This is a genomic window from Thermodesulfobacteriota bacterium (assembly GCA_040755095.1).
GTDB lineage: Bacteria > Desulfobacterota > Desulfobulbia > Desulfobulbales > JBFMBH01 > JBFMBH01.
Genome location: JBFMBH010000146.1, coordinates 1 through 10,897, shown reverse-complemented (window position 1 = coordinate 10,897; position 10,897 = coordinate 1). Strand labels below are relative to the sequence as shown.

The 10,897-nt window shown below is 70.0% G+C and carries 12 protein-coding genes; 8 read left to right on the top strand and 4 right to left on the bottom strand.

Features of this window, described 5'->3' with window-relative positions:
- The 4 genes from AB1634_16805 to AB1634_16790 all read right to left on the bottom strand — a co-directional run.
- On the bottom strand, positions 1-589 hold a 589-nt coding region (locus tag AB1634_16805), incomplete at its 3' end, for a hypothetical protein (GenBank protein MEW6221175.1).
- Positions 590-958: 369 nt separating this feature from the next.
- The gene (gene epmA, locus AB1634_16800; GenBank protein MEW6221174.1) at positions 959-1,879 is read right to left on the bottom strand and encodes an EF-P lysine aminoacylase EpmA; all 921 of its coding nucleotides are present in this window, start codon (positions 1,877-1,879) and stop codon (positions 959-961) included.
- A complete protein-coding gene (gene efp / locus AB1634_16795; protein ID MEW6221173.1) occupies positions 1,876-2,439 on the bottom strand; it encodes an elongation factor P in 564 nt (187 codons plus the stop codon). The genes epmA and efp overlap by 4 nt, the downstream gene beginning before the upstream one ends.
- Positions 2,440-2,501: 62 nt before the next feature.
- Entirely contained in the window at positions 2,502-3,302 is an 801-nt protein-coding gene (locus tag AB1634_16790) for a ZIP family metal transporter (protein ID MEW6221172.1), read from the bottom strand.
- Between the two features lie 253 nt (positions 3,303-3,555).
- Here AB1634_16790 and rsfS point away from each other — a divergent pair, with 253 nt between their 5' ends.
- From rsfS to AB1634_16750, 8 genes are all read left to right on the top strand, one after another.
- The gene (gene rsfS, locus AB1634_16785) at positions 3,556-3,963 is read left to right on the top strand and encodes a ribosome silencing factor (GenBank protein ID MEW6221171.1); all 408 of its coding nucleotides are present in this window, start codon (positions 3,556-3,558) and stop codon (positions 3,961-3,963) included.
- 23 nt (positions 3,964-3,986) lie between these two features.
- Positions 3,987-5,537, top strand: a complete 1,551-nt coding sequence (gene gpmI, locus AB1634_16780) for a 2,3-bisphosphoglycerate-independent phosphoglycerate mutase (protein ID MEW6221170.1) — start codon at positions 3,987-3,989, stop codon at positions 5,535-5,537.
- A 68-nt stretch (positions 5,538-5,605) separates the two neighbouring features.
- Positions 5,606-6,997 (top strand): threonine synthase, encoded by a 1,392-nt coding sequence (thrC, locus tag AB1634_16775; protein ID MEW6221169.1) that lies wholly within the window; start codon positions 5,606-5,608, stop codon positions 6,995-6,997.
- 7 nt (positions 6,998-7,004) lie between these two features.
- Positions 7,005-8,105: an ATP-binding protein gene (locus AB1634_16770; GenBank protein ID MEW6221168.1), complete on the top strand. Its 1,101-nt coding sequence runs from the start codon at positions 7,005-7,007 to the stop codon at positions 8,103-8,105.
- The gene (locus AB1634_16765) at positions 8,105-9,013 is read left to right on the top strand and encodes a purine-nucleoside phosphorylase (GenBank protein ID MEW6221167.1); all 909 of its coding nucleotides are present in this window, start codon (positions 8,105-8,107) and stop codon (positions 9,011-9,013) included. Before AB1634_16770 ends, AB1634_16765 begins: the two co-directional genes overlap by 1 nt.
- Positions 9,006-10,343: an amidohydrolase gene (locus AB1634_16760; GenBank protein ID MEW6221166.1), complete on the top strand. Its 1,338-nt coding sequence runs from the start codon at positions 9,006-9,008 to the stop codon at positions 10,341-10,343. Before AB1634_16765 ends, AB1634_16760 begins: the two co-directional genes overlap by 8 nt.
- A gap of 11 nt (positions 10,344-10,354) precedes the next feature.
- Positions 10,355-10,537 (top strand): twin-arginine translocase TatA/TatE family subunit, encoded by a 183-nt coding sequence (tatA, locus tag AB1634_16755; protein ID MEW6221165.1) that lies wholly within the window; start codon positions 10,355-10,357, stop codon positions 10,535-10,537.
- Positions 10,538-10,555: 18 nt separating this feature from the next.
- Complete coding sequence (locus AB1634_16750; protein MEW6221164.1) at positions 10,556-10,753, top strand: twin-arginine translocase TatA/TatE family subunit; 198 nt, start codon at positions 10,556-10,558, stop codon at positions 10,751-10,753.
- Positions 10,754-10,897: the final 144 nt, after the last annotated feature.

Here is a 10,897-nt window from a genome sequence, read left to right as displayed (position 1 = left end):
CTGCGGCACCGCTGCCCATGCCTCCCGCCGACCCCGGCGACCCTCCCGGACCGGCGGCGCCCGCCGCCGAAACCGCGGGATCGAGACCGGCCGCCACGGGCAGCTCCGCAACCGGCGCCGCCAAGGCTTCCGGCAGAGCCGCCGCCACGGCCACCATTGGCGCCGCAGCCGGGGGCGCCTCTTCCCGGGGCGGCGCGGCTGGCGGACAGGGCTTCTTGGCGGACTGGGCCGCCGGGCGGGGCCGGGCGGGCCTTCGGGCTGGAGCCGGGGCCGGGGCCGGGGGCGGCATGGCTGGCCTGGCCGGCGGACTCACCTCGATTGCCGGCGGCGGCGGTGCTGGCGGCATGGCGGCCGCTGGTGGGGGCGGCTCGACCTCCGGCGGTGCCAGGGTGCACAGCTCCATCTCGATGACCTGGGCCGCCGGTATCGCAAAAGGGGTGCTGCTGCCGCGGTGGCTCGAGACCAGACAGAAGCCGGCCAGGTTGAGGAGCACCGAGCCCAGGAGCGCCCACGCGGTCTGGCCCCTCCCCCCGGCCTCTGGCCGGAGGTCAGGCACGGCCCCGCAGTTGGCATCATCCAGGCTCAGCATGGCTCCTCGTTCGCCCCCGCCCTGCTCGCGGCAGGGCTCTGGCCTGGCCAAATGCACAGCCTGTGCCAATCCCGAGTTGCGCGCTCTGATTCGGCCTGGAAAGCCCCGAGGCGGGCCGGCATGCAGATTCTGCACACCGGGATGCAGAATCTGCAGCTGGCTCACGGGGAGGAGATGGATGAGGAGCCAACGCAAAAGCGCGGGGACAAAGGACGGGGCCCGCCCTGGCCGGGGTGGCGCTGGATATTCGACAAGACGGACGCCAGGCTGGACACTTCGGTCCTGCAAGCGGGCGTACAGAGGGCGACGCATGCGTCGCCCCTACGGGGGGATCCATCGGCCGCCCTGGGCCCGGGGAAGGCCCCCGGCTCAGCAGGCGTCCGGCGGGAAGGCTACCACCTGGTCGATGCTGGCGGCGTCGGTCATGAGCATCACCAGGCGGTCGACGCCCAAGGCGATGCCGGCGGCCGGCGGCATGGCGGCCAGGTCAGCGAGGAAGCGCTCTGGCAAAGGGCCGGGATCGACCCCCTGCTGGCGCCAGGCCTCGGCCTCGGCCAGAAGGCGCCGGCGCTGCTCGTCCGGGTCACCAAGCTCCGAAAAGCCGTTGGCCAGCTCGCAGCCGGCGGCGTAGAGCTCGAAGCGCTCGGCGACCGCCGGGCAATCCGGCCGCAGGCGGGCCAGGGAGGCGAGGGCGGCGGGATAATCGTGCAGGAAGAGAGGCTGGTCAAGCCCCAGCCAGGGCTCCACCCGGTCGCACAACAGGCGGTCGAAGGTGCCGGCTGTCGCCGCCCGGCCGGCGCCGATGCCGGCCAGCTGCCGGAAGGCCTGCTCGACGGTCAGCCGGGGCCACGGTGGGGTGAGGTCGAGGAGGCGGCCGGCGAAGGGGAGGCGGGGGCCCAGGCCCAGGGTCTGGGCCACGGCCAGGAGGAGATCCTGGCAGTCGGCCATGAGGTCCTGGTAGCCGGCGCCCGCCCGGTACCATTCCAGGAGGGTCAATTCCGGCAGGTGCCGCTGGCCCCGCTCGCCGGCCCGGAAGGCGCGGGCGATCTGGAACAGGCGGGGATAGCCCCGGGCCAGGAGCCGCTTCATGCACTGCTCCGGCGAGGCCTGCAGGAAGCCGGCCCCGGCGGCCACCGGTGTCAGGTGCCGCTCGGGGATGATGGTGGGCAGAAGGATCGGGGTCTCCACCTCCAGGAAGCCCCGGGCGGTGAAGAAGGCGCGGATGGCGGCCAGGGTCGCCGCCCGCGCCCAAAGGCGGTCAGGGCTGGCCGGGGAGGCCAGGCCGCTCACCCCTTGACCCGGGTGACGTACTCGCCGGTGCGGGTGTCCACCTGGATCTTGTCGCCCTCGTTGACGAAGGGCGGCACCTGGATGACGGCGCCGGACTCCAGGGTCACCGGCTTGGTGTCGCTGCCGGTGGTGTCGCCCTTGGCCCAGGGCTCGGCCGTGGTGACCGTGAGGTTGACGAAGGTGGGCAGGGTGACGCCGATGGGCTTGGCGCCGTGCATGAGGATCTGCACCTCCAGGTTGTCGATCAGGAAGCGCCGGCCGTCCCCTACCTGCTCGGCGGTGAGGGCGATCTGCTCGTAGCTCCTGGTGTCCATGAAATGGAACTCGTCGCCCTGGGCGTAGAGGAACTGCATGGTGCGCTCGTCCAGGGGCGCTGGCTCGAACTTGTCGCCGGAGCGGAAGGTCCGGTCCAGCTGGTTGCCGGTGATCATGTTGCGCATCTTGGTCCGGTAGAGGGCCTGTCCCTTGCCCGGCTTCGAGAACTGGAACTCGGTGACGATATAAGGATCGCCGTCGATCTGGATCTTGAGACCTTTGCGCAGGTCTGATGCGGTGTACATCGCCTTTTTCTCCTTGCCCGAAAAATGGTCGCGAAAAACCCTGTTCCCGGCCGGCCGCTGGCCTAGGACAGGGTCACATCCAGGATCATCATCACCACGAAGCCCACCATGAGGCCGAAGGTGGCCGGCTTTTCGAAGCCTTTGCGGTGGGTCTCGGGGATGATCTCGTCGCTGATCACATAGAGCATGGCACCGGCCGCGCCCGCCAGGCCCCAGGGCAGGAGCGCGGCGGCCACCGACACGGCGCCGGCGCCCAGAACACCACCCACCGGCTCCACCAGGCCGGTGGCCAGGGCTACCAGCAGGGCATACCGGCGGGAATAGCCCTCGCTCACCAGGGCCACGGCCACCGCCAGCCCCTCGGGCATGTTCTGGAGCCCGATGCCCACGGCCAGGGACAGGCCGTTGCCCAGATCGCCGCCGCCAAAGCCCACCCCCACCGCCAGCCCCTCCGGGAAGTTGTGGAGGGTGATGGCGATGACAAAGAGCCAGATGCGGCGCAGGCGACTCGCCGCCACCCCCTCCCGGCCGGTGATGAAGTGCTCGTGGGGGAAGAACCGATCGCTCAGCCACAAAAAGACGCCGCCGGCCAGGATGCCCAGGCCGACCACCAGGGCCGCCAGGACCTCGCTGCCCCACAGGCCGCTGGCCGCCTCGATGCCCGGCGCCACCAGGGAAAAGGAGGTGGCGGCCAGCATCACCCCGGCGCCAAAGCCCAGCATGGTGTCCTGGAGCCTAAGCGAGATGGCGCGCACCACCAGAACCGGCAGGGCGCCTACCCCGGTGGCCACGCCGGCGGCCAGGCTGGCCACAGCACCGATGGCGAGAACCGAACAGCCAGCTGGCAGCACACCGGCATCCATAATCCCTCCTCCGGCAGCAGGTCTGGTCTTCCGGAGCCGAACCGTGATGGGAACGGGCTTTTTTACCACAAGGCCGGTGGCCCCGCCAGTGCTATCCGGCGACGCGCCCGGGCCTCGCGGCGAAAAGGCGGGAAATCCGATTGCGCTTTTGGCAGGCTATGCTAAAAAAAGGGATTCTCGTCGCCGGCAGCCGGCGGCGTCCCTGACCATCGATCCCCTGCCGGGCCTTCGCGGCCCGCCCCCTGACCTCCCCATGCCCAACGATCCCAGCACCGCTGTTGCGAAAACCAGGACCAGGCGCCCCCGGCCGGCGGCCCTCACCGGCCCGGCCAAGGTGGAGGCGATACTCCAGGCTGCCGCCGCCAAGCAGGCCCAGGACGTGGTGGTCCTGGATCTGCGGGACGTCTCCAGCTTCACCGACTTCTTCATCATCATGAGCGGCCGCTCCACCACCCATGTCCAGGCCCTGGCCGAGGCCATCGAGGCCGGCCTGAAGGCCTGCCGGGTCAAGCCCCGGAACACGGAGGGGCTGCGGGACGCGGTCTGGGTGCTGGCTGACTATGGCGACGTGGTGGTGCACATCTTCTACAGCGAGACCCGGCAGTTCTATGACCTGGAAGGCCTGTGGCACGATGCCCCCCGGCTGGAGGTGACCCTGTGAGCGGGCCGGTGCCGGTGCTGCTCATGATCCTGGACGGCTGGGGCTGCGGCGCCGTTTGCCCGGACAACGCGGTGGCCTGCGCCCACACCCCCAACCTGGACCGGCTGGCCGCCCGCTATCCCCACACCACCCTCCTGGCCCACAACGGCGCCGTTGGCCTGCCGGAAGGCCAGATGGGCAACTCCGAGGTGGGGCACCTCAACATCGGCGCCGGCCGGGTGGTCTACCAGGACCTCACCCGCATCAACCGCGCCATCCGCCGGGGCGATTTCTTCACCAACCCGGTGCTGACCGCCGCCTGCCAGCGCGCCCGGGCCGCCGGCGGCCGGCTGCACCTCCTGGGCCTCGTCTCGGACGGCGGCGTGCACAGCCATCTCGACCACCTGCTGGCCCTGGTCCGGCTGGCCAAGGACGAGGGCCTGTCCGAGGTCTTCATCCACGCCTTCATGGACGGCCGGGACACGCCGCCGGCAAGCGGGGCCGGCCACCTGGCCAGCCTTCTCGCCGGCCTGGCCGAGCTGGGGACAGGCCAGGTGGCCACGGTCTGCGGCCGCTTCTATGCCATGGACCGGGACAACCGCTGGGAGCGGGTAGCCCAGGCCTGGGCCGCCCTGGTGGACGGCACGGGCCTGACCGCCGCCGATCCCCAGGCCGCCATCGCCGCGGCCTACCACCGGGGCGAGACCGACGAGTTCATCCGGCCGACGGTGATCGAGACGAACGGCCGGCCCCTGGCCGCCATCGGCGACCGGGACACGGTGCTCTTTTTCAACTTCCGGGCCGACCGTGCCCGGCAGCTCACCCGGGCCTTCGTGGCCCCGGATTTCGCCGGCTTTGCCATCCGCCGCCGGCCGGCCCTGACCGAGCTGGTCACCTTCACCGAGTATGACCGGGATCTGCCCCTGCCCGCCGCCTTCCCGCCCGTGGCCCTCAGCCGCATCCTGGGCGAGGAGATGAGCCGGCATGGCCTGGCCCAGCTCCGGATCGCCGAGACCGAGAAATACGCCCACGTCACCTACTTCTTCAACGGCGGCCGGGAGAAGCCCTTCCCGGGCGAGGACCGGCTGCTGGTCCTCTCTCCCCAGGAGGTGGCCACCTATGATCAGAAGCCGGAGATGAGCGCCCGGGAGGTCACCGAAGCCCTTCTGGCCAGGCTCGCCGAAAAGGACTACCACCTGGTGGTTCTGAACTTTGCCAACGGCGACATGGTGGGCCACACCGGCATCCTGGCGGCAGCGATCCGGGCGTGCGAGGCGGTGGACGCCTGCGCCGGCCAAGTGATCGCCGCCTGGCAGGCCAGGGGGGGCATCGCCATCATCACTGCCGACCACGGCAATGCCGAGCTGATGGCCGAGGAAGAGGGACACGCGCCCCACACCGCCCACACCACCAATCCGGTGCCCTTCATTCTGGTGAGCGACGCCCATGAGGGGCTGGGCCTGCGGACCGACGGCGCGCTCAAGGACATCGCCCCCACCATCCTGGCCCTGCAGGGCCTGCCGATCCCGGCGGAGATGGAAGGGCAGAGCCTGGTGGCTGGTGCCAGCGGCGCCGGGGTGGCAGGGGCAGCGTAGGGATGGACAGTATGGACAGCATGGACAGGATGGACACCAGGAGCCGGCCGGCAGCGCCTGGCCGCGCCATGCGCTACATCAGCACCCGGGGCGGGGTCGCCCCCATTCCCTTCTCCGAGGCCGTGCTCATGGGCCTGGCCACCGACGGCGGCCTGCTGTTGCCCACCGAGCTGCCGGAGGTGCCGGCGGCCACCCTCGCTGCCTGGCGCCAGGCGGACTATCCCACCCTGGCGGCGGCGGTGCTGGGGCTCTTTGCCACCGATCTGCCGGCTGCGGTGCTCCGGGATCTGGTCGACCGCTCCTACCGGGTCTTCCGGCATCCGGCGGTGACGCCGGTGGTGCCCTGCGGCGACCTCTTCATCCTGGAGCTCTTCCACGGCCCGACCCTGGCCTTCAAGGACGTGGCCCTGCAGCTCCTGGGGCATCTGTTCGAGCATCTTCTGGCCGAGCGCGGCGGCCGGCTCAACATCCTGGGCGCCACCTCCGGCGATACCGGCTCGGCCGCCATCCATGGGGTGCGGGGCCGGGAGCGCATCGCCATCTTCATCCTCCATCCCCAGGGACGGGTCAGCCGCATCCAGGAGCTGCAGATGACCACGGTCCTGGACGCCAATGTCCACAACATCGCGGTGAAGGGCACCTTCGACGACGGCCAGGCCATCGTCAAGGCCATCTTCGGCGACCTGGCCTTCAAGGAGCGCCACCAGCTGGGGGCCATCAACTCCATCAACTGGGCCCGGGTGCTGGCCCAGGTGGTGTACTATCTCTACGCGGCCTTCCGGGTCCAGGAAGAGACCGCGGCGGCAATGGTGGACTTTTCGGTGCCCACCGGCAACTTCGGGGACATCTTCGCCGGCCATCTGGCCCGGAAGCTGGCCGGCGGCGCCATCGGCCGCCTGATCCTCGCCACCAACGCCAACAACATCCTGGCCCGCTTCGTGCAAGAAGGCGTGTACGCCAAGGGCGTCGTGACCCCCACCATCAGCCCCTCCATGGACATCCAGGTGGCGTCGAACTTCGAGCGCTATCTCTATGATCTGCTGGACGAAGACCCCCGGGCGGTGACCGAGGCCCTGGCCGGCTTTGCCGCCCGCGGCAGCCTGGCCATCGATTCCCGGCGCCAGGAGCGGGTCCGCCAGGACTTTGCCGCCGCGGCGGTCAGCGAGGAGGAGACCCTGGCCACCATCCGAAAGACCTATGCCGGTCATGGATACCTCGTGGATCCCCACACCGCGGTGGGGGTGGCGGCCGGGCGCCGCTGCCGGCGGCCGGGGGTGCCCCTGGTCTGCCTGGCCACCGCCCACCCGGCCAAGTTCGGCGAGGCGGTCACCCGGGCCATCGGCGAGCCGCCGCCCATGCCGCCGGCCCTGGAGGGCCTTGCCGCCCTGCCCAGCCGCTGCCAGGTGCTGCCGGCCGACGCCGGGGCGGTGAAGGCCTTTCTGGCCGCGCGGGCCATCTGAGCTGACCATGGGCATGGATCTTGCCGAGCGCCTCCACCTCCTCCGGGCCACGGACATCTTCCAGGGCCTGACCCTGGAGGAGATGACCACCTTTGCCAAGGCCATGGAGGAGCTGCAGGCAGCGGATGGCACGGTGGTGGTCCAGGAGGGCGACCCCGGCCATGACATGTATATCCTGGTCAGCGGCCGGCTGCGGATCTTCAAGAACGCCCGCACCATCACCTTCATCGAGGCCGTGGACTACGTGGGCGAGATGGCTGTCCTGGAGGACAAGCCCCGCTCGGCCTCGGTGCAGGCGGTGGGCCCCTGCACCCTGCTGCGCATCACCGCCCAGCAGTTTCAGGATTTCCTGGCCCACCAGCCCCAGTCCCTGGTGGCCCTGATGCGGGGGCTGTCCCGCCGGGTACGCCGGGACACCGAGCAGCTGGCCGACGAGTTCGAGAAGGCCAATATCCTGGTCCATGACATGGCCAATGTCCTGTCCGGCTTCATCTACCTCGATGTCCTGGCCCGGGAGAGCCTGGAGCCGAGGCTGGCCGACTACGTCCGGCGGATGAAGAAGAGCCGCGACCATCTGGCGGAGATGATCCAGGAGGCCCTGGCCAATGCCAAGCGCCTCAAGCGTCCCCCCCCCAGCCAGGAGGTGGACCTGGTGGATCTGGTCCGGGATGTGGTGACCAGCGAGGTGGCGGTGCATCCCGATACCCGGGGCCGGCAGATCGAGGTGGTCGCCGAGCCGGTGCCGCCGGTGGCCTGCCACCCTTTGGACATCCGGCGGGTGGTCATGAACCTGCTCCTGAACGCGGCCCAGGCCAGCCCGGTGGGCACGCCCATCACGGTGGTGGTCCGGCCGGCCAGCGGCTGGACCGAGATCGAGGTCATCGACCGCGGTCCCGGGATCCCCGCCACCATCGTGGAGAAGATCTTCGAGCCCCACTTCACCACCAAGACCGGCGGCAACGGCCTGGGGCTGCCCTCCTGCCAGGCCATCATCCAGAGCTGCCGGGGGACGGTGAGCTTTGTCACCACCCCCGGGGCCGGCACCATCTTCACGGTCCGTCTGCCCTGGGATGGCACGCCGCCAGCCGACTGCCGGGGAGACGCCTGATGGTGCCCGCCGGCGAGGAGCGTCTGGACGCCGCCATGGCAGCCCACCGGGCCCAGGTGGAGGAGGCGGCCGCCTTTCTGGCGGAGCGGCTGCCCGTAGCGCCGGAGATCGTCATCGTCCTGGGCACCGGCCTGGGCGGCCTGGCGGACCGCATCCACGACCCGCTGGTCCTGCCCTATGCCGAAATCCCCCACTTCCCCCGGGCCACGGTGGCCAGTCACGCCGGGAATCTTCTGTGCGGCCTTCTGGCCGGCCGGCGGGTCGCGGCGCTGCAAGGCCGCTTCCACTTCTACGAGGGCTATTCCACCCGACTTCTGACCCTGCCCCTGCGGGTGCTGTCCCGGCTGGGCCCCCGGCTCCTCATTGTGGCCAACGCCGCCGGCGGCCTCAACCCGGCCTTCCGGCCCGGCACCATCATGATCATCCGGGACCATCTCAACCTCCTGGGCGAGAACCCCTTGCGGGGTCCCAACATCGATGCCTGGGGGCCCCGTTTCCCGGATCTGTCCCGGGCCTATGCCCCGGAACTCGTCGCCCTGGCCAGCCGGGCCGCGGCAACCCTGGCCTTGACAGAGGTCTCGTCCGGGGTCTATGTTGCCATTGCCGGCCCCAGCCTGGAAACCCCGGCCGAAACCCGCTTCCTGCGCCTGTGTGGCGCCGATGCGGTGGGCATGTCCACGGTGCCGGAGGTGATCGTCGCCCGCCACGCCGGCATGGCGGTTCTGGGGCTGTCGGTGATCGCCAACGTCAACGATCCGGACAACTTGGCGCCCATCCTCATCGAGGACGTGATCGCCGGGGCCCAGGCCGCCGAGTCCAAGCTGGTGGCCCTGGTGGAGGAAATCCTCACCACCCTGCCGCCATCCCCGGGGGAACCTGCCGATCAGGAGTCGAATCAGCATGGCTGATGCCCAGACCGGGGGAGCCAATCTCCTTGTCACTGCCCAGTATGTCCTGACCCAGGACGCTGGACGCACCCTGCTCAAGGACGCCGGGGTGGCGATCCGGGGCGACCGCATCGTGGAGCTGGGCCCGGTCGAGGCCCTGGCAGCCCGCTATCCGGAGGCCGAGCGCCTGCACCAGCCCGGGGGACTCATCATGCCCGGCCTGGTCAACACCCACACCCACGCCGCCATGGCCTGCTTCCGGGGACTGGCCGACGACCTGCCCCTCATGCGCTGGCTCGAGGACTACATCTTCCCGGTGGAGGCCACCCTGACCGGCGAGATGGTCCAGGCCTCGACCCTCCTGTCCTGCGCCGAAATGATCGCCAGCGGCACCACCTCCTTTTGCGACATGTACCTCTTCGCCCAGGAGGTGGCCCAGGCCGCCACGGTTGCCGGCATGCGGGCCTGGATCGGCGAGGTGCTCTACGACTTCCCGTCCCCCAACTACGGCCCGCCGGCGGCTGGCCTCCGCTATGCCGAGGAGCTTGTCACCGCCTTTGCCGGCCACCCCTTGATCACCGGCACCGTCGATCCCCATGCGGTCTACACCTGCTCCCCGGACCTGCTCAAGGCCTGCGGCGAGCTGGCAGCCCGCCACAACGCGCTCCTGGTGATCCATCTGTCCGAGACCGAGGACGAGGTGCGCCTGTGCCGGGAGCGCTACGGCACCACGCCGGTGCGGCATCTGGAGCGGCTGGGCCTGCTCAATGAGCGGCTGGTGGCCGACCACGGGGTGCTCCTGTCCGAGGCCGAGATCGAGCTTCTGGCGGCCCGCCAGGTCAAGGTGGCCCACTGCCCAACCAGCAACATGAAGCTGGCCTCCGGCGTCGCGCCGGTGCCGGCCCTCCTGGCCGCCGGGGTGACGGTGGGCCTGGGCACCGACGGCAGCGCCAGCAACAACGATGTGGATCTCCTGGACGAGATGGACCTGTGCGCCAAGCTGCACAAGGTGCAACAGCTGGACCCCACGGTCATGCCGGCGCCGGTGGTGGTGGACATGGCCACCCGGGGCGGCGCCACCCTGCTGGGGGCCCAGGACCGGATCGGCTCCCTGGAGCCGGGCAAGAAGGCCGACCTCATCGTCCTGGACTTCGACCAGCCGCATCTGGTGCCCCTGTACAACATCCCATCGCACCTGGTCTACGCCGCCCGGGGCAGCGATGTGGTGCACTCGGTGATCGACGGCCGCATCGTCATGCGCCATCGCCAGCTGACCACCGTGGATCTTGCGGCCATCATCGACCAGGTCCGTGGCATCTCCCGGCAAATCCGGAAGATCGTCTCGGGCTAAGGAGGTTGACCATGTTCGGTCTGGGCATCCAGGAGCTCATCATCATCATGATCATCGTCGTGCTCATCTTCGGCGCCGGCAAGCTGCCGGAGCTCGGGGCCGGCATCGGCAAGGGCATCAAGAATTTCAAAAAGTCCATGAAGGACGAGGACGAGGTCAAGGCCATCGACCAGGAAGACAAGAAGGTCGACTGATCTTGTGGAGGGAAGAACATGTTTGGACTGGGCATGCCGGAGCTGGTCGTTGTCCTGGGTATCGGCTTTCTGCTTTTCGGCGCCAAGAAGCTGCCGGAGCTGGGCTCCGGGCTGGGCAAGGCCATCGGCTCCTTCAAGAAGGGTATCCAGGATGTGGAGCAGGAGCCCCCCAAGCTGGTGGCAGAGGAAAAACCGAAGCTCGACCCCAGCCCCTGACCCCTCCCCTTCCCGGCCCTGCCGCCTCGCCCCGGCTGGTCGGCCCCACCGGCCGCCGGCCGACAGCCGCGCCAGCCAACCGCTGTGCAGCCTTTCGATCTCGTCAAGCTCCCCCCCCAAACCAACTGCCGCCTCTGCGGCCCC